The organism is Corynebacterium flavescens, assembly GCF_008693105.1.
In the GTDB taxonomy this organism is placed as follows: domain Bacteria; phylum Actinomycetota; class Actinomycetes; order Mycobacteriales; family Mycobacteriaceae; genus Corynebacterium; species Corynebacterium flavescens.
Map to the genome: position 1 here is coordinate 113,393 of NZ_VXKK01000032.1, position 20,686 is coordinate 134,078.

The window sequence follows — 20,686 nt, forward strand, 5'->3', positions numbered from 1 at the left end:
CTCTCCGCCAATCCTAGTGCAGACTTCGTGCTCGCACCTAAATAGTGCCACCTTTATCTGTCACCTTAGTGTCATCTATGTGACATCGGACGTCAAAAAAGGGTCGGCCCCTTCCCCGCACCTGAGTGTGGAAAAGGGCCCGACCCTTTGTATCCGCCGAAACTAGAGGACTCTAGTCGCGGGGAACCTCGACCTCTTCGTAGGCCTGGACGCGGTCGCCCACCTGGATATCCGGGTAGGACAAGACCATGCCGCACTCGTAGCCGGCAGACATCTCGTTGACGTCGTCCTTCTCGTGGCGCAGGGACTCGATCTTCGCGTCGTTGACAATGACATTGCCATCGCGCACGATACGGACCTTGCCGTTGCGCTTGATCTTTCCATCGGTGACCATGCAGCCTGCGATGGTTCCAATGGAAGAGGACTTGAACAGGGCACGGATCTCGGCCTCGCCGGTCTCGCGCTCCTCGTAGATTGGCTTGAGCATGCCCTTGAGAGCCTGCTCGACTTCTTCGATGGCTCGGTAGATGACGGTGTAGTAACGAATATCTACGCCCTCATTGTGCGCCTCCTCCGTAGCTTTGCCCTCTGCACGGACGTTGAACGCGATAATAACGGCGTCGGAAGCAGCGGCCAGCGAAACGTTGGTCTGGGTAACGGCACCCACACCACGGTCGATGATGTTGAGCTGCACCTCGTCGTCGATCTTGATGTCCAACAACGCGTCCTCGAGAGCCTCGACGGAGCCAGCGTTGTCGCCCTTGAGGATAAGGTTGAGCGTCGAAGTCTCCTTCAACACCGCATCCAGATCCTCGAGGGAGACGCGCTTGCGCGTCTTGGCCTGCATGGCGGAACGCTTACGGGCATCACGCTGCGCGGCAATCTGACGCGCCACGCGGTCATCCTCCACAACCAAGAGGTTGTCGCCAGCGCCGGGGACACCGTTAAGGCCCTGGACCTGCACTGGACGGGAAGGACCAGCTTCTTCGACGTCATGCCCGAACTCGTCAAGCATGCGGCGCACACGGCCGTGTGCATCGCCGACGACGATGGAGTCGCCGACGCGCAAGGTACCGCGCTGGACGATGACGGTTGCGACAGGGCCGCGTCCGCGGTCGAGGTGGGCCTCGATCGCCACGCCCTGAGCATCCATGTCTGGGTTAGCAGTCAGCTCCAGAGCGGCATCAGCCGTAAGGATAACTGCCTCGAGCAGATCATCGATGTGCGTACCGGCCTTGGCAGAAATGTCGACGAACATGGTGTCGCCGCCGTATTCCTCCGGAATGAGCCCGTACTCCGTGAGCTGGCCACGGATCTTCTCCGGCTGAGCCTCCGGCTTATCGATCTTGTTGACCGCGACGACGACAGGAATACCGGCCGCCTTGGCGTGGTTGATTGCCTCAACGGTCTGTGGCATGACGCCGTCATCGGCTGCGACAACCAAGATAGCCAAGTCCGTGGACTTAGCACCGCGGGCACGCATGGCGGTAAAGGCCTCGTGACCAGGGGTATCCAGGAAGGTAATCGTCCGCGGGCCATCCTCGAGATCGACGGTGGTCTGGTAAGCACCGATGCCCTGGGTGATGCCTCCGGCCTCACCCGCGCGCTCGTTGGTCTTACGGATGGAGTCGAGCAAGCGGGTTTTACCGTGGTCAACGTGGCCCATGACGGTAACGACAGGAGGACGCTTTTCAAGCTCCTCGTCGCCGCCCTCGTCCTCACCGAACTGCAGATCGAAGGACTCGAGCAGCTCGCGGTCCTCGTCCTCGGGGGAGACGACTTCAACCTGGTAGTTGATCTCGGCACCAAGCAACTGCAAAGTTTCCTCGGACACGGAGGCGGTAGCGGTGACCATCTCACCCAGGTTAAACAGAGCCTGCACCAATGCTGCGGGATCCGCACCGATCTTCTCAGCGAAGTCGGAGAGCGAAGCGCCGCGACGCAGACGCACGCTGGCGCCCTTGCCATCGGGCAAACGAACGCCACCTACGACGTTCGGTGCCTGCATTGCCTCGTACTCATTACGCTTCTGACGCTTGGACTTCTTGCCCCTGCGCGGTGCGCCACCTGGACGCCCGAATGCACCAGCAGTGCCGCCGCGCCGTCCGCCACGACCGCCTCCGCCGCCACCGGCACGGAATCCGCCTGGTGCACCGCCTGGACGTGCGCCCTGGCCGGTTCCACCTTGGCCACCGCGGCCACGACCGCGGCCTCCACCGGCGCCAGCTGCCTTAGCCGGCATAGCGCCTGGGGTGGGATGGGAAGGCATCATCGCGGGCGATGGTCGACGGCCTCCTGCTGGACGCTCCGTGCGGTGTCCGCCATCGGAATGCCCTCCGTGGCCCTTGTTAGCACCACGGTTGCCTTCGCCCGGCTTCGTACCGCGCTGGCCCTTGGTGCCGCCAGGACGAGGCCCCGGACGACTCGAGCCGCCGCCGGTAGAGAACGGGTTATTCGCTACACGCCGAGTGCCACCAGGCTTCGGCATCGAACGAGGGGTGACACTGCCGGGGCTTGGACGATCGCCGGACTTCTCCAGCTTCTCATCGTGGCGAGACTTATGCGCAGGCTTCGGTGCGCCGGGCTTTGCCGCCTTGGCGCCGTGCGGCTTCGGTGCCCCCGGCTTCGCAGCTGCGGCAGGCTTGGCTCCACCACGCAGTGCAACAGGCTTAGCGGCCTCATGCTTAGCAGCTTCGGACTTGGAGGCCTCTACCTTGGATTCCTCAGGCTTTGCGTCGGCGGACTTTGCAGTCGCAGCCTTTTCTGCTGCCGGCTTCGCTGGCGCCTTATGGCCCGGCTTAGGAGCAGCAGACTTAGCTGCACCCGGCTTGGGGGCAGCAGGCTTATGAGCGCCGGGCTTGGCAGCCTTGGCGCCCTTGTCGGCGGGCTTGGACCCACCTTGTGCTTCATAGTGTGCACGCATCTTCTTGACCACCGGGGGTTCGATGGTCGAGGATGCGGTCTTGACGAACTCGCCTTGCTCCTTGAGCGCGGCGAGGAGTTCCTTGCTGGTTACTCCGAGCTGTTTTGCTAGCTCGTGAACACGTAACTTTCCGGGCACTTGTCTCCTCTGGTTGTTTCCTAGAGACCAAGACCGCGGGAAGTGGCCTGACCTCTAGTTATTTGCGTATGACTTTCATCGCTGATGCTTCATCGTTGTGCGCTCATCAGTGTTCGGTCTTCCTTTTAACTATGGATCGGACGGGCAATTTGCCCGCCGACTGCATCTATCTGGATTGTTCCTCCAGATACTCACGTACGTGGCCTGTGTCCACGTGGGTAGACATTCGGAGTGCACGCCCGAAGGCATTCTTGCGCTCCGCCAGCTCTAAGGCAGAAAGATCCGGTTTAAACCAAGCTCCCCTGCCGGGCAGCCGGCGAAGCGGATCCGCCAGTATTCGGCGCCCTTGTGGGTCTGCGTTATCCGCAACAACCCGCAATAGCTCCGAATCTGGATACCGGCGACGCGTGGCGATACACGTCCGAAGCCGTTGTCCTTGAGACATTCAACTCCTTCAAGCTGGTGCGGTAGAACAACTACCGCGCCTGCCACGTCAACCGTATTCTGCAATTGGGCCGTATGTTAGTCTACGCGAAACTTGCGCGAATGATTAATCTGCTCGCGTCGCGCGCGCCGCCAGCCCGCAGGTACCCCCAATTATTCTTGGGACTCGACCTGATCAGCGTCGGAATGAATGTCGATCTTCCAACCCGTCAGTCGCGCCGCCAGGCGGGCGTTCTGGCCTTCCTTGCCAATGGCCAGAGAAAGCTGGTAGTCCGGCACCGTCACGCGTGCTACCTGCGCCTCAGGATCAACGATCTCTACCTTGACGACCTTAGAAGGCGCGAGAGCATTACCAACATATGCGGCCGGATCCTCGGCGAAGTCAATGATGTCAATCTTCTCGCCGCCTAGCTCACGCATGATGTTGTGCACACGCTGACCACGGGGGCCGATGCAGGCACCCTTGGCATTCAGCCCCTTGGCGTGCCCGACGACGGAAACCTTGGAACGGTGACCCGCTTCCCTAGCGATAGAAATGAGCTCAACCGAGCCTTCCTCGACCTCAGGAATTTCCAACTCGAAAAGCCCGCGAACAAACTCCGGGTGGGTTCGCGACAGGCTTATCTGCAGCTTGGCTCCGTTGCGGTTGACACCAACCACGTAAGCCTTGACGCGGTCGCCGTGCTTGAGCTTTTCGCCAGGGATCTGCTCGGCCGGCAGAAGCACTGCATCTTGGGAGTCGAGCTCCGTGCCCAGCTGCACTACGACAATGCCCTTTTCATTAGCGTAGACATCACGCTGGACTACGCCGGATACTACTTTTCCAGTCAGCTCCGAGTAAGAATCATAGGCGCGCTCGGCCTCGGCCTCGCGCAGCTTGCGCAAGATGGCATCGCGGACGGCCTGGGCTCCTACGCGCCCGAAGTTATCTGGGGTGTCATCGTACTCAGTGACAACCTCACCCGACTCGGGATCCAGCTCGGAGACAATGACAGTGACCTCACCCGTACCTGCATCAATGTCCACGCGGGATTTGGAGTTCTCTGCTTTACCATCCATGCTTTCAGCGCGGTAATCAAGGTAGGAGTACAAAAGAGCTCCGGCGATGGCCTCGAGCAGCTGCTTGACGCGCACACCGCGCTCAGCCTGAATGGTACGCAGTGCTTCAAGATCAATATTCACTTGTTAATCCTCTCGGGTTACCGAGTTCTCCTCGGCGAATTCAAACGTTGCTTGTGCGGCTTCCTTCTCCCACTCGGGGGGAAGCGCAAACTCAATTTCTACCACCGCATGGTCTATGTTTTCCAATCGCTCGATGGAGAAAACCGCGTTCTTGCCCTCGCTGCTAATCAGAGCAACGCGCTTCTCGGCTGGATCCAGAGCGCCGATGCGTACGAGCTGCCTTTTACCCGCCATGTTGAGAGCAACCTTGCGCCCACGATTACGACGCCAATGCCGGGCGGCTTGGAGGGGAAGACCAACTCCCGGAGTCGACACCTCCAGGGTATAGCCTGCACCGAAGTCCAGGAGCCCCTCCTCTTCCTGCGCGTCGAAGAAAGCAGAAATCTCTTGGGAGACCTTTTCAATAACGTCGGAATCGGGCGGAGTATCGCCATCGATGTGCACTACAACCTTCGACTTCTTTCCTGCCCTGGTGACCTTGATGTCTTCCACGTCAAGATCACGGTGTCCCAGGATCGGGGACAATAACTGCGTCAGTTGCTCTGAGTTAGGGAAAGCCATGTGAACTAGAGTACGTGCAACGGGTACAGTCTCTTGCGTGAACCCCCGAGTATTAGCCGCTGTTTCCCTCTTGACTTTGCCCCTTCTTACCGGATGCCAGCTTGTGGATTCCACGGTGGATTACTTCGGCCCTCGCCCGGATGAGAACCTGGAGAAGCTTGCGCATCGCGCCCAAGAGGACTCTCTTGCACTGGCGGGCATAGATGCCGAGGCCGCCAGCGTACGCGCGCGCCAGGCAGATGAGCTTTATTCGGAGATTTCGCGTTTGTGCGGAACCATCGACGGCGTCGCTCCCCGCTCTTGTGCGGTGAAGAAGCCCACCGCACCTAGTGCTGTTCCTCCGGGCGATTCCCCTGCGACAGAAATCCTTCAATCGGCGGCTGATCTTTCGATAGCAGGTTTGGGCACAGTTCATGTCGAGTCGCGTCCACTGGTCGTGGAACAGGCAATAGAACTCGAACAACAGGTTTCCATGTCCAAAGCCAGCTCCGCATCTTCTTCACAGGAAGCAGAAGCGGCCGAGCCGGATGCCAAAGAATCTCTACCTGCCTTACCCGGCTTCAAGAAGGGGACGGACCCGGCGGTTTCTGATGGCGCCACCGATCTGCTGAACTGGGAGTACATGCAATTGTTCGCCCTTGATTTCGCTCGTTCCTACGCCGACTCGGGCTTGCTAAACACCATAGACAGCCGTCTCCGCGATCATGAGGAACGCATCCGCGCGCTGCAAGGCGCGCTAGCACCCTTGGGACCTGTGCCGCAGCCTGCTCTCGCTTACCAGCCCGCAGCCGAGACTCTGCCCACTAATGCCGAGGAAGCACAAGCCTTTGTGGAAAGTCTTGCCGCTTCTGACTCACAGAAGTGGGCCTCGGCCGCCAGCACCCAGGCGGAGAAGCTTAAATCGGAGGATTCGCTCGCCGATTGGCGCTCCTGGCTCATCGCCGTGGCCGCGCAGTCTCGCTCTTACTAGCCGTGTCCCCCGCCGCTTGTATGCTCAGCTAGATGAAGTCTCAAACAATCCGCCGCTTTAGGTGGTTGTCCCTCTTGCTCCTCATTCTCGGCGCCGCTGCACTGACTTTGGGCGGAGTGGACCAGCCGGAATCTGGAACCTCTACCCTGCCCAAAGGCGCCGAATCCACCACGGTGGCGCAGTTGCAGGAAAAGGCCGCACAAGAGGACTCCGATGCTTCCTCTGCGCAGGCTGCGTTGGTATTTTTCAGCTCCGAGCAGCAACTCGATCTGGCATCAATGGCTCAACGCGCAGCTGAGCTGGGCGGACCTCTTATCCCCAGCGACGACGGCACAGCGGCCTTGATTCCCGTCGAGGTTCCTGCCGGCACTGCCACGGACAATGCGGTGGCAGTTGCTAATCTGCGCGAATCCGCCGCGCAAGATCTCCCCGCAGAGGTTAACTCGCAGGTGACAGGTCCCGCCGCGATTCAGGCCGATTTAGCCAATGTTTTTGAAGGCGCAAACTTCTTGTTGCTTTCCGTCACTGCGGCAATCGTGGCCATCTTGCTTATCATCACTTACCGCTCCCCCGTTTTGTGGATCCTGCCGCTGGCCGTCATCGGCGTGGCTGATCGCGTGGCCGCTACCCTCTTCACCTATGTTCTCGATGCCTTCGGCCTGTCCTGGAATGAGTCTACCGCCGGCATCCTATCGGTGTTGGTCTTCGGCGCTGGCACGAATTATGCACTCTTGCTCATCTCCCGCTACCGCGAAGAACTCACCCGCCACGAGGACAGGTTTGGCGCCATGGCGCGCTCATGGCTTCCCACCCTCACAACCGTGTCTGCCTCCGCCGGAACCGTCATCCTCGGCGTGGCCTGCCTGCTCTGGTCCTCCGTTCCCGTAACTCAGGGATTAGGCGCTGCAGCCATGGTGGGCATCGCCATCGCCTGGGTCTTCGCGCTCTTCGTCCTTCCGGGCGTGCTCGTCACATTCGGACGCTGGATCTTCTGGCCGCGCCGCCCCGAGGCCGGGCACAAGCTCAGCCATGGATTCTGGGACCGGGTGGGAGGCGTCGTCGCCAAGCGCCCGAAACAGATCGTGGCCTGCTCCATCGTTGCCCTAGGTATCTGCTCACTGGGATGCCTTCAAATCAACACTGGCATCACCGAGGCGGACCAGTTCATCGACACCCCCGAATCCATCTCCGCCGCAAGCGAACTCGAGGAGGCCTTCCCCCAACAATCCGCGACGCCGCCGATCCTTGCCACACGCGACGCCTCCGCTACCGAAGCCGAGCTTGCGTCCCTCGGCGCCACCGCGACCGCACGCCCTGGTAACCCGGAAGGATGGACCTTACTCCAAGTCTCCGGCGCCGACATCGACGAACTGCGCACAGCATTTTCCGGTAGCGATGTCCTCGTGGGCGGCCCCGAGGCAGAACTCATGGATGAGGAGGCCGCTGCCGCCAGTGACCGCGAGATTATCTTTCCCCTCATCTTGCTGCTGATTCTGGGCGCGCTCATCATCATGCTGCGCAGCCTGCTCGCACCGCTCATCATGGTGGCTTCAGTCTTGCTGACTAATCTCGCGGCACTGGGACTGGGCTGGTGGCTGTCTCATTATGTGTTTGGCTTCGACGCCTTGGCCTCCACCACTCCGCTCTACGCCTTCGTATTCCTCGTAGCACTGGGCATTGACTACACCATCTTCCTCATCACTCGCGCCCGTGAAAACGCCCGCGACATGGGCACTCGAAAAGGAATACTCACGTCATTGTCCGCTACCGGTGGCGTCATCACCTCCGCGGGCGTGCTCCTGGCAGCGGTCTTTGCCGCGCTGGGAGTCTTGCCGCTGGTGGTGCTCGCGCAGCTGGGGATCACCGTGTTTGTCGGGGTCTTGCTCGACACCCTCATCGTGCGCACCCTGCTCGTTCCAGCACTCGTTGAACTGCTGGGAGAAAAGTTCTGGTGGCCCGCCCGCGGCTTCACGCCAGCTGAAAGCCGGCCAGCTTAAAGTCAGAGACCTTTTAGGCCGCGTGCATTGTATTCTCCCCGTGGCCGGCCTTAGGTTGAGCACTCGTGACGGAGAGTCCGTCCGCATTCGACGACGGAGAGTCCGTCCGTATGTCAGCGAACAAAGCAACCCAAGCTAGAAGGAGATTATCGCAATGACTTCCCGCGCAGCACTCTTTTCCTTGTCCGCAGCCGCAGCCATGAGCACCGCCGTACTTGCCGCCCCCAGCGCGGGTGCCGCGCCTGCAGGTGCCTGGGAACAGGTCGCCGCCTGCGAATCCGGCGGGGATTGGAGCATCAACACGGGCAATGGCTACTACGGCGGCCTGCAATTCGACGCCCAGACGTGGAACGGATACGGCGGACAGGCTTATGCCCCCACCGCTGACCAAGCCACGCCGGAGCAGCAAATTGCGGTAGCCGAGCAAGTCCTCGCCGTCCAAGGGGCGGGAGCCTGGCCCAACTGCGGCGGCCCGGTGGCGGGCTAGCCGCGCACCAACTCGAGGAGCCGGGAGACGATCTCGCTGGCGGGGACCTCGAGAGTCTCCCCGCCGCGGATGCGCAGCTCGATGATGCCATCGGCAAAAGCGCGTCCCAAGATGGCTACGAAAGGCATGCCCAACAACTCGGCATCCTTGAACTTAACGCCCGGCGAAACCTTCGCACGATCGTCGAAAAGCACCTCTAGGCCTGCTGCGTCGAGCTCCTCAACGAGCTTGGCGCCGGCCTCGAGTGCTGCGGCGTCCTTGTTGGCCACCGCAACGTGGACCTGGTAGGGCGCGATTTCCACCGGCCAGCGCAGACCCTTGTCGTCGTGGCGCTGCTCGGCCAGCACAGCAAGCATGCGGGTAATGCCTATGCCATAGGAACCCATGGTGGGCGTTGCCCGCTTACCATTCTCATCGAGGATTTGCACGTCGAAAGCCTCGGTGTACTTGCGGCCTAGCTGGAAAATGTGGCCCAGCTCAATGCCGCGCTCTAGGGTCAAGGTGCCCTCGCCGTCCGGAGCGCGGTCGCCTTCCTTGACCTCAGCGGCCTCAATGTAGTGGTCCACCTCGAAATCACGTCCAGCCACAAGGCCAACGACGTGGCGATTGGGAGCGTCCGCACCGGTGATCCAGGAGGACCCCTTGACTACCCGCGGATCGGCATAGACCGTGACGCCATTGGCGTTGAGGGAACGAGGTCCCACATATCCCTTGGCCAGGAAGCGATTCTTGGCAAAGTCTTCCTCACTAGCCAGCTCGAACTCCGCAGGCTCAAGCGCGGCCTCGAGGCGCTTTTCATCCAAAGCCCTATCCCCCGGTAATAGCACGCCTGCCAGCTCCCACTCGGCATCCGGGCGGGCGTCACGGATCTTCACAACCATGCACTTGAGCGTGTCCGCACCGGTGACAGCACGGCCAGCGACCTCGATGTTTTCCGCATGTGCCCAATCCACCAGCGAATCGATGGTGGGAGCATCCGGCGTTTGATACTCCACTGCGGCGGGCTGCCCCTCGATGGGTACCTCAGCCGGGGCTGGGGTGATAACGGCCTCGACGTTGGCTGCATAATCGCTGTTCGTTGCGCGAACGAAAGTGTCCTCGCCGACCTCGGAGACGGCAAGAAATTCCTCGGAGGCGGAGCCGCCCATTGCACCGGAGGTGGCCTTGCAGATGGCGTAGTCGATCTCGAGGCGGTTAAAAATGTTTTGATAGGCGCGACGGTGGCGCGCATAGGCCTCATCGAGGCCGGCATCAGTCATGTCGAAGGAGTAGGAATCCTTCATGATGAACTCACGGCCACGCAGCACACCGGCGCGAGGGCGCTCCTCGTCGCGGTACTTGGTCTGAATTTGGTACAGCGTGACGGGAAAATCCTTGTAGGAGGAGTACATATCCTTGACCGCGCTGGCAAACATTTCCTCGTGGGTGGGCCCGAGCAACATGTCTGTCCCACGACGGTCCTTAAGGCGGAAGAGGTTGTTTCCATATTCCGTCCAGCGGTTCGAGGTTTCATAGGGCTCGCGGGGCAAAAGAGCGGGGAAAAGCATTTCTTGTCCGCCGATCGCGTTCATTTCTTCTCTTACGATTTCCTCAATCTTGCGCAGGGTCCGCAATCCCAGCGGCAGCCAGGTGTAGACTCCGGGCGCCGCACGACGGACGTACCCGGCGCGGACGAGGAGCTTGTGGCTGGGGACTTCGGCATCAGCCGGGTCCTCACGAAGGGTGCGAAGAAAAAGCTGCGAAAGACGTGTAATCATGCAGAGAAATATACCCCGCTACCCTAGATACATGCTCATCATCCTTCCTCCTTCCGAAACCAAGTCGCCGGGAGGCGACCACCCGCCGCTCGATTTCTCCAGCTTGTCCTATCCTGAGCTCACCTCCATACGCGAGGATATTGCACGAGACCTGCGCCGTTTAAACGTGGATGAGGCACTCAGCGTCCTCAAAATCTCGCAGAAGCTGCGCCCAGAAGCTGAGGCAAATAGGCACCTGTTATCTACCCCCACCACGCCGGCGCTTCTGCGTTATACCGGGGTGCTCTATGAGGCGCTAGATGCGCCAAGCCTGCCAGAGAATGCTTGGGCGCGTTTGGCTATCGGCTCTGCGCTCTTCGGGGTTGTGGGTGCCCGGGATCTTATCCCCCACTACCGTCTCTCCGGCGGCACCAAGCTCCCCACTTCTGACGGCCACCTTCCCACGATGAAGGCCCGCTGGGGAACCGCCATAACGGATGCCTTAAAAGATTCTGCAGAGTTGATCGTGGATCTGCGCTCCGGCACCTACCAACAACTGGGCAAGGTGCCCAGCGCGGTGACCGTGCGGGTGGAGACGGTGCAGCCTGATGGTTCCCGCAAGGTGGTCAGTCACTTCAACAAGCACTACAAGGGGCAGTTGGCCCGTGTCCTTGCTATGAGCCCTAATGATGCTTTCCGTCTTGAAGACGTTGCCGCCATAGCCCGCAGCGCCGGAATGGAAGTCGAAGAACACGCGGAGGGGCGCAATGTGCTCAACCTCGTGGTCTAGGCGGGGCTGCGGGTGAGGGTTTCGATGTAGCGCAGGCTATTGCGCGGCAACAGGCATTCGGTGGCAATGCGGATGCCCTTGGCCACGCGCCGCTCATCGCGCGCGGTATAAAGCTTGGCGACGACGCGGTCACGCAGATCCCAGGGCGAAATGGTGTTGATGTAGATCTTGGTTCCTCCCTCGAATCCTGCCAGGGTGGAGATGCGCAACTTAATCATCACGCGCCACGGCTGCGGGAGCTCGACATCAGCGGGGCGGTGATGCCACTCCTCGTTACACGGGACATCGGCACCCACCGCAGCATGCGCGGCGTGGATGAGGTCACTGACCCCTGTTAACTCGGCCTTCGTGTGCAGCCACGGCTCACAGGTCTTCGCCTTTGAGAAGATCTCGAGGGTGGGATAGCGGTGCCCGAATCCTGCCAGCAATACGGCGTGGTCATTCTCGGCGATAACCAGATTCTGCTTCGCCGCGTAGTCCACGGCCCACTCGTTGTACATGTTGGGGTAGCGGCGTTGCAGCTCTACCTCCCTATGGGAGGCCATGCCGCGATCATCAATAGCGACAACCTGCTTGTGCAGGTGATCGAAGGAGGCGCCGGCAGCCGCAAGCCAATTTTGGAAGGCCACCACATAGTCGGCGTAACGGTTTCTTTCGTAGAGGTCCCGGATAGCGTCTGCGGTGAAGGCGGTAAAGAGGGCGTGTTCCTCGGGGCTGAGGGTTCCTGAGGAAGCGAGCTGCGAGTCATCGGTGGCGCCATTGATAAAGTGCCGCGCCGCGATGATGACATCGTGCCCGCCAGCAAAGAACCCGGCGGCTTGCTCTAGAAGCTTATCTTCCGGGGCATCGCCAAGCTTAGCCGCAGCCCGCTTGGTGCGGATGGTCTTAAGTACATGCTCGCGGCCCGCGGGATCAGCAAGATAAGACTCCATGCGCTGGCGAGTTTCCTCATCCATCTCGAAGCCATAGTTCTCACGCCAGTAGTCATAAGAGACGATCTCGAAGAGGTTAGGCACTCGTCGAAAGGAAGGAACTGATTGCTCGTACTCCTCAATCGGAACTCCGCGCAGGATTCCACCAGATGGCAAGATGCGGGCTTTCTCTGGGGGCGTGTCAAGTTCACGCCCGTCACAAAAAGCGCAGCGGTAGTGAAAGTCATCCTCTGACAAAGGTGCTGGGTGAACCGCAGGGACAGAAAAGGGCCGACTGCCCCGGCCGGGAACTGTCCAGACCTCAGTGCCGGAAAAGGGATTGACTTGCTTGATGGTGCCATCCGCCATGGTTTGGATGGGCTCCATGCGGCTAAAGAGTGCTTCGCTCATGTTCCTTAGATTAACGGCATGCCTAGTGGGGTGGCTAGCGCAGCGCCTCTCACGGTGCATCCTCCCCACCCTTGCTTTGGTCTCAGGACAATCCCTGAGCGCTCATACCTCGGTATGAGCCGAAGAAATGGTCCCGGGGCACGATTTCTTTTCAGGCGAAAGCTTGCACGATGGAGAGCATGCTTAAAGTCGATAAACTAACAAAGCGCTACGGCCGCACGATTGCCGTCTCAGATCTCAGCTTCCATGCCCCCGATGGCGCCGTCACCGGTTTCCTCGGGCCCAACGGAGCCGGGAAGTCCACGACGATGCGCTGCATGCTCGGCCTCGACAAGATTGATGGCGGCAGCGTTCTCGTTGACGGCAAGCCCCTGCGTGCCACCGTGCACCCGGCAAGCCTGGTGGGCGCCGTCCTCGATGCCGGCTGGTACCACCCCGGTCGCACTGCCCGCGGGCATCTGAGAGTCACGGCTGCATCGGCGGGGATAGCCTCTTCCCGTGTGGACGAGGTTCTAGAGACGGTTGGGCTGACCCCCGCCGCCCACAGGCGCGTAGGCGGCTTCTCCCTTGGTATGAAGCAGCGCCTCGGATTGGCCTCTGCCCTGCTGGGAGATCCCCACAACCTCATCCTGGATGAGCCGGTCAACGGCCTCGATCCGGAGGGCGTGCATTGGATGCGCGAGGTCATGCGCTCTGCTGCGGAGGAAGGAAAGTGCGTTCTCGTCTCCTCACATCTTCTCTCAGAGATGCAGGTCGTGGCAGACCGGCTCGTGGTCATCGGGCAGGGCTCGCTGTTGGGCGAGTATTCCATGGACGAGTTCCTTGCCCAAGGTAAGAGGACGATTCAGGTGCACAGCGATGATGATGCCACCTTGTATTCACTGTTGCAGGGCTTGGGTGCTGAGGTAACCCGCACCCCACAAGGCCTGGTCCTACCTGTCGGTTCCCATGTGCCCGACTCCCTCGCTGTCTCGCGCACCTGCCGCGATGCGGACATCCTCATCCACTCGCTGCAGGAATCCACGCCCTCCCTGGAGGAGAACTTCTTGCAGCTGACCGAGACCGCCGCGGTTTATCGCGCCGACAAGTAATTTGCTTCCGCCCCCACTCATTCACCGTTGAGCTCATGCTCTCCACATCCTTAAGGAATTTCTTGTGCTTTCTGCCCTAAAATCAGAGCTGCTACGCCTGCTCACGCTGCGCTCCACACTCGTTTATGCAGTCTTATTGACCGGTACTCTCTATGGCCCTCCTGTGCTGATTGTCGCGCTTGACTCCGGTTCCGAATCCCCCACCTATACCGCCGCTGACCTGGGACAGTTCTCGGTTATCTTCATGATCGTCGCTATCGTATTCGCGGGTGCCTCCACGGCTGGGGAGATCCGCCGCGGCAGCCTAGGGGTTACATTCCTCACCCAGCGTTCACGCTGGGTGTCCTATCTCGCCCGCGCTGTCGTGGTCTGTCTCTTTGTCGCACTCAACTTCATCGTCGGCATGGCGCTAGCTTTGGGCGTATTCAAGGTGGGATCGGCGCAGGTCGATCTTTCCGGCGGCGGCGTGGCCTACTTAGCACTCAACTTGCTCTCATTGCTTTCCTTCGTGCTTATCACCATGGGCCTGGCCGCAGTAACGCGGTCCACCGCCGCAGCCATCGCCCTGCCTTTGGCCTGGCTACTCTTCATCGAAAGCCTCTTTGCTTCGGTGCCTATCAAGGCCTTCCAGGAGGTTGCCCAGTGGCTGCCACTGGTGAACTGGTCCTACCTCTTTGGCACGGTCTATCCCCCCGCAGCCAGCGAATTCATCACCCACGGCGCGGGTCCTGCCATCGCCGCGGTCAGCGTCTCCACCGCCATTTTCCTTGGCGGTGGGTGGTACTCTCACGTCGCACGAGACATCCCTGCCTAAGCGCTTCGTGTCTCAGAGCCCATACCTAGAATGTGGAGAATGATGAAAACCCTTGGCCGTTGGTTGCGCGATCACCGCACGCTGCTTACCGATTCCGTGCTTTCCTTCTTCATCATCGGCTATGGCTTCACCGTCAATACCTCCACCGCCCAATTCCGCGACCCGGCATTCGCTGCCCCCTTCCAGCATCTGCCGGGCTTCACCGTGGTATTCTTCTGTTGGGGAGTAGCCGCTTTCCTGTTGTTTTGCCTGGTCCGCACCCGTCCTCTGTGGGTGTGCTGGAGTGCTCCACTTCTTCTGCTTTTTCACCTCATCTTCTTTCCCACCAGTTCTTCCTCGATCACGGTCACCTTCTACACGATGGTGGTGCTAGGGCGCTATGCGCAGCAGCGCTGGCGCCCTTGGCTCGTGGCGGCAGCACTGGTGGGTACCGCCCTTGCTACGGCTTTTCGTTCTCAAGACTTCTTCATCGTCAACCCTTTCATACCGGTCGCCATCGGCGGAGTGTGGCTGATGCTCGGCTTCTTCTGGCTGTGGGGAACGAGACTGCGGGACCGCGATATGGAATTGCGTGCCTTGCGTGATCGCGCCTCGCTAGCGGCTATCTCGGAGCGCACCCGCATCGCGCGCGAGATGCACGATATCGTCGCGCACTCGCTCACCGCCATCATCGTGCAGGCAGACGGTGGACGCTACTCTGGGCGCAAAGACCCACACAAGGCCGTCGAGACCCTCGATACCATCGCCAACACTGCCCGGGAATCCCTGGATCAGATGCGAGGGCTTCTCAGCGTTCTCCGCACCGAAGATTCCGGCCCCGAGCTGGCCTCGGCACCTGGAATCGATGCTATCCCGGGACTAATTCGCGAGGCCCGCGCCGGCGGAATGCAGGTCAAGTATCAGGTGAGTGGCAACCCTCGCCACCTCGATGCCACACGGGAGCTCACCATCTTTCGCATCGTGCAAGAATGCCTCACCAACGCCATGCGTCACTCCGGGGAGCAACAGGTCACCATCGATCTGGCCTGGAGCGACAAGGACGTGGTCATTGATTCTTATAATCCCGTCGCCCCGCAGCACGTGTGGGATTCGGGATCCGGGGAGGGCGACGGTGCCTCTAGCGCCGCCGGGGTCGGCCGTGGACTTACGGGCATCCGCGAAAGGGCCGGGCTACACGGTGGAAGAATTGACATCGACAAATCCGAAGGTTTCCGCGTCACTGCTCGTATCCCCACTAAATAGGCGGCCTCGCACATCTTCAACCTTTCCGCACGCACCCCGCCAGCACTTAAAGGAGAAGCACCCCCCACCATGATCAGCATCGGATTGGTCGATGACCAACAGCTCGTCCGCGCCGGTTTTGCCATGGTGATCGGCAGCCAAGACGATCTCTCGGTGAGCTGGGAGGCCTCCGATGGAGCGCAGGCCATCGATTTGGCTAGCGCACTGCCTGTCGACATCATTCTCATGGACGTGCGCATGCCCGGCACCGATGGCATCACCGCCACCACACAGATCATCGCTGCCTCGCCGGAGGCAAAGGTGATTGTTCTCACCACCTTCGACAACGATGAGTACGTGGTCGAGGCCATCGCCGCCGGTGCCAGTGGATTTCTCCTTAAAGATGCAGACCCTGAGGAGCTTCTCCACGCGGTGCGCGCCGTGGCCGCCGGGGAATCAGTTCTGGCAGCTGCCTCCACCACGCGCCTCCTCCGGCAGGTACGCCCGTTGCTCGGACGGTCCTGGGAGGCCTCAGTTGGCTCTGCGCCGCGCCTGCCGGATCCCCTCACGCCGCGAGAGGAGGAGATTCTCACGCTCGTGGCGCAGGGGCTTGACAACCAAGAAATCGCCGATGTTCTCTTCATCTCCCTGCCCACAGTAAAGACCCACATAGGCCACATCCTTGCCAAGACTGGCTCCCGCAACCGCGTCCAAGCAGTCATCTATGCCTTTCGCGCAGGACTCGTCACCGGGGAAGAACTGCCTCCGCAGTAGCTTCCGCACAGAATCTTCCATCAGAGGCTTCCCCCGCTGCTGCTCCGGGTTCGTGATTCCTTAACTACTATCGCTATTAGTAGTTAAGATTGACGCTCAGTATCGAATCAAGCTCTGCGTCGAATGAAAGTGAACCCAATTCGCTAGGAGGCTGCGATGGGCTGGGTAGATAATGCCATCTGGTGGCACGTATATCCCTTGGGGTTTTGCGGTGCGCCGATTCGGGAGCCGGACGAATCCGCACACGGGCCGCGATTATTGCGCCTTGTTAATTGGCTCGATTACGCCGTAGAACTCGGGGCTTCGGGGATGTTGCTTGGGCCGGTGTTTGCCTCACACACCCATGGCTACGATAGCCTCGACCAGTTCCACCTAGATAGGCGTTTAGGCAGTGATGACAACCTCGCGGAGCTCATCACGCAGTGCCATGCGCGTGGCTTGCGCATCATCTTTGATGGGGTCTTTAGCCACGCCTCCGCGCAGCACCCAGCCCTCCTGCGGGCGTTGCAGCAAGGTCCTGACAGCCCTGAGGCAGCGCTTTTCGACGTCGATTGGCAAGCCCCAGGCGGGCCTCAGCCCCGAGTGTTCGAGGGCCACGCGGATCTCGTGCGCTTCAACCACGAGACGAAGGAGACTGAAAACTATGTCACGGAGGTCATGTGTCATTGGCTCGACCGCGGAATCGATGGATGGCGCCTAGACGCGGCCTATTCCATTGAACCTGCATTTTGGTCGCGGGTTCTGCCCCGGGTGAGGGAACATAACCCGCAGGCGTGGATTCTCGGCGAGGTCATTCACGGGGATTATCCCGAGTTCGTCGCTGCCTCTGGGGTCGATTCCGTTACCCAATACGAGCTGTGGAAGGCTATCTGGTCCAGTATCAAGGAAAAGAACTTATTCGAGCTGGACTGGTCGCTCAAACGCCACAATGAGTTCTTGGCGCACTTTATCCCCAATACTTTCATTGGCAACCACGACGTGACAAGAATCGCCAGCACTTTGGGCGAGGAAGGCGCAGTCACCGCGTTGGCAATCTTGCTCACCGTGGGAGGAATCCCCTCCATCTATTCGGGGGACGAGCAAGGGTTTACCGGCATCAAAGAAGACCGCCTAGGCGGCGACGACGCGGTTCGCCCTGCCTTTCCTGATAGCCCCGCCCAGCTCGCGCCGTGGGGATGGGACACCTACCGCGCCCACCAAGACCTCATCGGTCTGCGCCGCCGCCACCCCTGGCTTACCAGCGCCACCACGCAGCCCTTAAGCCTAGACAACACCGCCTACACCTATCGCGTTACCGCACGTGACGGTGAACGCAGCCCCGACTATCTCGAAGTCCACATCAACCTCGAGTCCCACCCCCACGTTATAATTCTTGATTCCTCGGGCACCGAGCTCTGGCGCCAGCAATAGGAACGCTGAAAGTTGAGAACATGCAGATTCGTGCAGATTTCCGTGCAGATTACAGAAAGCAGTGAGCGATGCAGCTAAGCCATGACTACGCAGAACACTTGCCGCAACTGGTACGGCTGTCTCAGGGCGAGGAGCAACCTGATCCACATCTACTCTTCCTCAACGAACCACTGGCGCTTGAGCTGGGATTCGACCCAGGATGGTTACGCTCGCCTGCGGGGCTCGATCTGCTCTTGGGACACGACACTGCCCATGCCATGGCCTATTCCGGATTCCAATTCGGCCAATTCAATCCCTATATGGGAGACGGCAGGGCGCTATTGCTCGGGGAGGCACGCGTCGGTGATGTCTTCCTTGATCTCCACGCCAAAGGTACCGGTCTCACCCCCTTCTCCCGTCCGGGATCTGATGGGCGGGCAACGCTAAGTTCCATCCTGCGCGAGTACCTTGTATCCGAGGCCATGCATGCCTTGGGGGTGCCAACCACGCGGGGTCTGGCAGTCATTTCCACTGGACGTAAAATCCAGCGCGGTCACGTACGCCCAGCTGGCGTGGGCGTCCGCGTCGCGGCCAGCCACCTGCGAGTGGGAACCTTTCACTACGCGCAGCTCGGTGATGGCACTAATCAGCTACAGGCTCTCGCGGACTATGCAATAAGCAGGCACTACCCAGCCGCAATCAAGAGTGAAAACCCCTATAAGGAGTTCTTTCGGTTAGTTGTTGAATCGCAGATGCGCACCGTGGCCAAGTGGCAAAGACTCGGCTTTATCCATGGGGTGATGAACACAGATAACACCACGATTTCCGGACAGACCATTGATTATGGCCCCTGCGCCTTCATGGAGTCTTATGATCTTGCCACGGTGTTTTCTTCCATTGATAATGGCGGGCGCTACGCCTATGGCAATCAGCCACATATATTGGGTTGGAACCTGGCACGTCTCGCGGAATCACTCCTTCCGCTCTTTTCCTCAGATCCCAACGAGGCTGTCAGCTTTGCCCAAGAGGTGATGGACTTCTTCCCGGAGCGCTTCGAAGAGGAAATGTCAGCGCAGTGGGCAGCGGCGCTCGACACAACCCCCGAGGTCTTTGCCAGCTACCGAGAGGCCTTGGCGAGGAGACAACCAGATCTGACCCAAGCCCACCGTGCGCTGGTTGCAGCCGTGGGCAACGATTCAAGCCTTGCCCGTGAGCTTTTTGATGGAGAGGATTTCCTCAGCGCGTACTTATCCAGCGAACCTTCACCCAAGAAGGTAGATGATTCCTTTCCACGTGTCATTCCGCGGAACAGGCAGCTAGACGCAGCTTTGAAGCAGGCCGAAGCTGGAGACTTCGGAGCCTATCGCGAAATGCTTGAGGCAGTCATCCATCCTTGGAGGCCACATCCGCACTTCGAAGAACCAGACCCCACCGGCTTGGCGGATTTCATGACATTCTGTGGGACCTAACTTGTCTCGGACTCGGCATGAAAACACAATAAGCGCCCTGCCTCTCCTTACATTGTGCGGGCAGGCAGCGCGCTTATGTGGCTCTTCCGGTTGTAGCCCGCATTGGTTTTGCTCAGTTGCCCTTAATACCAGGATCTCCTTGCTACCGCACTGCCAAGTTCTGGTTAGGCGGCCCGGCTGTGGATAACCGCCTTGGGCCTAGTGGGTTATCCACAGTTTCCTTGTTTGATGCGGGTTGGGGATTGTAGCGGCGGTGGGCGGTGTCCTAGCGTGGCGGTCATGGGCTTGCAGGAGTATTTCGCACAACTTAGCCGAGGTGTTGACCTCGTTGCTGAGTGCTCGGGGCTGTCTGTGCCAGACCTTGAGAAGATGGGGGCCAGTGCGCAGGATGCCGCCGAGCTTATAAGCCTGCACACCATCTACTTCGGCCCCACACCCTACACAAGCAAGCAACGCTCGGCCGTTAACTCTGCTCGGCGCAACAGGCACACTCTGAGCACCCTGCGCCAGATCGAGTCCTTTACCCGCCGCGTCAAGGCACGCCTGGCGGCGTGGAACCTGCGCGTAGAGCTATGCGCCACGCCAAGCGAGCAGGTTACTGCGGTAGCCAGGCGCCGGTTGCGTGAAATGCGTATCCCCCGCAAGTACACCGAGCGTGTACTGCTGCGCCAGCACCCCAATGGGCTGGCTACCGAGAGTGTCTAATGGTTTGTGTGTGAGGGACTTCCTTCACATCAAGGAGATAAACCATAATGACTACTGTGGCTAAACGAGACCCAGCAGATTCCGCACGGATCAAAGCAATTGAGGAAAAGCTCCTGGCTAATCCGGAAATGGCCAAGCTGATCGACGAGCTTGGTACCTCAACTACCGATGCCAACGACCTTGTCCGGGGTCTGCTTCAGGCCTCGATCAATCGGGGTTTGAACGCGGAAATGGACGCCCACCTCGGCTACCAGCATGGCGACCGAAACAGCAAGACAGCTGCTGGGCAGAACAACTCCCGCAACGGTTCCTACCCCAAGCGAGTTGATTCGAACTATGGGCCTGTGGACGTGTCAGTCCCCAGGGACCGTAACGGCTCGTTCCTACCGGCGATGGTGCCCAAAGGCTCCCGTCGGCTCACCGACGTTGACGATATGATTATCAGCTTGTACGCAGGTGGCATGACTGTACGAGATATCCAGCACCATATGATCACCTCGATGGGCGTGGATATCTCCCATGAAACTATTTCTGCAGTTACTGAGGCTGTTTTAGATGAGGTGATGATGTGGCAGAACCGCCAGCTCGATGACTTTTACCCGGTGATCTTTCTCGACGCGCTACGCATTAAAGTCCGCGACGGTGGCCGGGTGGTTAACAAGTCTGCTTACCT

Annotated in this window: 18 protein-coding genes; 12 read left to right on the forward strand and 6 right to left on the reverse strand. The window is 59.9% G+C overall.

What is annotated here, in order from left to right; genetic code table 11:
- Positions 1–172: 172 nt before the first annotated feature.
- The 4 genes from infB to rimP form a co-directional block, all read right to left on the reverse strand.
- Positions 173–3,061: a translation initiation factor IF-2 gene (infB, locus tag F4V60_RS07400; RefSeq protein ID WP_075730001.1), complete on the reverse strand. Its 2,889-nt coding sequence runs from the start codon at positions 3,059–3,061 to the stop codon at positions 173–175.
- A 166-nt stretch (positions 3,062–3,227) separates the two neighbouring features.
- On the reverse strand, positions 3,228–3,506 hold the full coding sequence (locus F4V60_RS07405) for a YlxR family protein (RefSeq protein ID WP_075730002.1): 279 nt from the start codon (positions 3,504–3,506) through the stop codon (positions 3,228–3,230).
- A 152-nt stretch (positions 3,507–3,658) separates the two neighbouring features.
- Positions 3,659–4,687, reverse strand: coding sequence for a transcription termination factor NusA (nusA, locus tag F4V60_RS07410; protein ID WP_075730003.1), 1,029 nt, complete (start codon positions 4,685–4,687; stop codon positions 3,659–3,661).
- 3 nt (positions 4,688–4,690) lie between these two features.
- The gene (rimP, locus tag F4V60_RS07415) at positions 4,691–5,248 is read right to left on the reverse strand and encodes a ribosome maturation factor RimP (protein WP_075730004.1); all 558 of its coding nucleotides are present in this window, start codon (positions 5,246–5,248) and stop codon (positions 4,691–4,693) included.
- A gap of 37 nt (positions 5,249–5,285) precedes the next feature.
- Here rimP and F4V60_RS07420 point away from each other — a divergent pair, with 37 nt between their 5' ends.
- From F4V60_RS07420 to F4V60_RS07430, 3 genes are all read left to right on the forward strand, one after another.
- Positions 5,286–6,218 carry a hypothetical protein gene (locus F4V60_RS07420; protein WP_075730005.1) on the forward strand — a complete coding sequence of 311 codons (933 nt, stop codon included), beginning with the start codon at positions 5,286–5,288 and terminating at the stop codon, positions 6,216–6,218.
- A gap of 32 nt (positions 6,219–6,250) precedes the next feature.
- Positions 6,251–8,215 (forward strand): MMPL family transporter, encoded by a 1,965-nt coding sequence (locus F4V60_RS07425; protein ID WP_075730006.1) that lies wholly within the window; start codon positions 6,251–6,253, stop codon positions 8,213–8,215.
- Between the two features lie 154 nt (positions 8,216–8,369).
- Entirely contained in the window at positions 8,370–8,702 is a 333-nt protein-coding gene (locus F4V60_RS07430) for a transglycosylase family protein (protein ID WP_075730007.1), read from the forward strand.
- Here the strand turns inward: F4V60_RS07430 and F4V60_RS07435 are convergent.
- On the reverse strand, positions 8,699–10,459 hold the full coding sequence (locus tag F4V60_RS07435) for a proline--tRNA ligase (RefSeq protein ID WP_075730008.1): 1,761 nt from the start codon (positions 10,457–10,459) through the stop codon (positions 8,699–8,701). The genes F4V60_RS07430 and F4V60_RS07435 overlap by 4 nt on opposite strands.
- Before the next feature lie 31 nt (positions 10,460–10,490).
- Between F4V60_RS07435 and yaaA the strand changes: the two genes are divergently transcribed.
- Positions 10,491–11,228 carry a peroxide stress protein YaaA gene (gene yaaA / locus F4V60_RS07440; RefSeq protein ID WP_075730009.1) on the forward strand — a complete coding sequence of 246 codons (738 nt, stop codon included), beginning with the start codon at positions 10,491–10,493 and terminating at the stop codon, positions 11,226–11,228.
- Here the strand turns inward: yaaA and F4V60_RS07445 are convergent.
- A complete protein-coding gene (locus F4V60_RS07445) occupies positions 11,225–12,550 on the reverse strand; it encodes a DUF4921 family protein (RefSeq protein WP_174775509.1) in 1,326 nt (441 codons plus the stop codon). The genes yaaA and F4V60_RS07445 overlap by 4 nt on opposite strands.
- A gap of 179 nt (positions 12,551–12,729) precedes the next feature.
- Here F4V60_RS07445 and F4V60_RS07450 point away from each other — a divergent pair, with 179 nt between their 5' ends.
- The 8 genes from F4V60_RS07450 to F4V60_RS07485 form a co-directional block, all read left to right on the forward strand.
- Positions 12,730–13,641 carry an ABC transporter ATP-binding protein gene (locus F4V60_RS07450; RefSeq protein WP_075730010.1) on the forward strand — a complete coding sequence of 304 codons (912 nt, stop codon included), beginning with the start codon at positions 12,730–12,732 and terminating at the stop codon, positions 13,639–13,641.
- A 64-nt stretch (positions 13,642–13,705) separates the two neighbouring features.
- Positions 13,706–14,455, forward strand: a complete 750-nt coding sequence (locus F4V60_RS07455) for an ABC-2 transporter permease (RefSeq protein WP_084559169.1) — start codon at positions 13,706–13,708, stop codon at positions 14,453–14,455.
- A gap of 39 nt (positions 14,456–14,494) precedes the next feature.
- Positions 14,495–15,697, forward strand: coding sequence for a sensor histidine kinase (locus F4V60_RS07460; RefSeq protein WP_075730011.1), 1,203 nt, complete (start codon positions 14,495–14,497; stop codon positions 15,695–15,697).
- Between the two features lie 69 nt (positions 15,698–15,766).
- Entirely contained in the window at positions 15,767–16,450 is a 684-nt protein-coding gene (locus F4V60_RS07465; protein WP_075730012.1) for a response regulator, read from the forward strand.
- 156 nt (positions 16,451–16,606) lie between these two features.
- Positions 16,607–17,860 carry an alpha-amylase family protein gene (locus F4V60_RS07470; protein ID WP_075730013.1) on the forward strand — a complete coding sequence of 418 codons (1,254 nt, stop codon included), beginning with the start codon at positions 16,607–16,609 and terminating at the stop codon, positions 17,858–17,860.
- Between the two features lie 68 nt (positions 17,861–17,928).
- Positions 17,929–19,308 (forward strand): protein adenylyltransferase SelO family protein, encoded by a 1,380-nt coding sequence (locus F4V60_RS07475; RefSeq protein ID WP_075730014.1) that lies wholly within the window; start codon positions 17,929–17,931, stop codon positions 19,306–19,308.
- A gap of 279 nt (positions 19,309–19,587) precedes the next feature.
- The gene (locus F4V60_RS07480) at positions 19,588–20,013 is read left to right on the forward strand and encodes a hypothetical protein (RefSeq protein WP_075730015.1); all 426 of its coding nucleotides are present in this window, start codon (positions 19,588–19,590) and stop codon (positions 20,011–20,013) included.
- A gap of 47 nt (positions 20,014–20,060) precedes the next feature.
- On the forward strand, positions 20,061–20,686 hold a 626-nt coding region (locus tag F4V60_RS07485; protein WP_211356593.1), incomplete at its 3' end, for a transposase.

What these genes read in the sequence shown, in the direction of transcription:
- F4V60_RS07460 (WP_075730011.1), top strand. Translation starts at nt 14,495, where the DNA reads ATGATGAAAACCCTTGGCCGTTGGTTGCGCGATCACCGCACGCTGCTT.
- F4V60_RS07445 (WP_174775509.1), bottom strand. Translation starts at nt 12,550, where the DNA reads ATGAGCGAAGCACTCTTTAGCCGCATGGAGCCCATCCAAACCATGGCG.
- rimP (WP_075730004.1), bottom strand. Translation starts at nt 5,248, where the DNA reads ATGGCTTTCCCTAACTCAGAGCAACTGACGCAGTTATTGTCCCCGATC.
- F4V60_RS07425 (WP_075730006.1), top strand. Translation starts at nt 6,251, where the DNA reads ATGAAGTCTCAAACAATCCGCCGCTTTAGGTGGTTGTCCCTCTTGCTC.
- yaaA (WP_075730009.1), top strand. Translation starts at nt 10,491, where the DNA reads ATGCTCATCATCCTTCCTCCTTCCGAAACCAAGTCGCCGGGAGGCGAC.
- F4V60_RS07405 (WP_075730002.1), bottom strand. Translation starts at nt 3,506, where the DNA reads ATGTCTCAAGGACAACGGCTTCGGACGTGTATCGCCACGCGTCGCCGG.
- F4V60_RS07450 (WP_075730010.1), top strand. Translation starts at nt 12,730, where the DNA reads ATGCTTAAAGTCGATAAACTAACAAAGCGCTACGGCCGCACGATTGCC.
- F4V60_RS07475 (WP_075730014.1), top strand. Translation starts at nt 17,929, where the DNA reads ATGCAGCTAAGCCATGACTACGCAGAACACTTGCCGCAACTGGTACGG.
- F4V60_RS07480 (WP_075730015.1), top strand. Translation starts at nt 19,588, where the DNA reads ATGGGCTTGCAGGAGTATTTCGCACAACTTAGCCGAGGTGTTGACCTC.
- F4V60_RS07435 (WP_075730008.1), bottom strand. Translation starts at nt 10,459, where the DNA reads ATGATTACACGTCTTTCGCAGCTTTTTCTTCGCACCCTTCGTGAGGAC.
- F4V60_RS07470 (WP_075730013.1), top strand. Translation starts at nt 16,607, where the DNA reads ATGGGCTGGGTAGATAATGCCATCTGGTGGCACGTATATCCCTTGGGG.
- F4V60_RS07430 (WP_075730007.1), top strand. Translation starts at nt 8,370, where the DNA reads ATGACTTCCCGCGCAGCACTCTTTTCCTTGTCCGCAGCCGCAGCCATG.
- F4V60_RS07465 (WP_075730012.1), top strand. Translation starts at nt 15,767, where the DNA reads ATGATCAGCATCGGATTGGTCGATGACCAACAGCTCGTCCGCGCCGGT.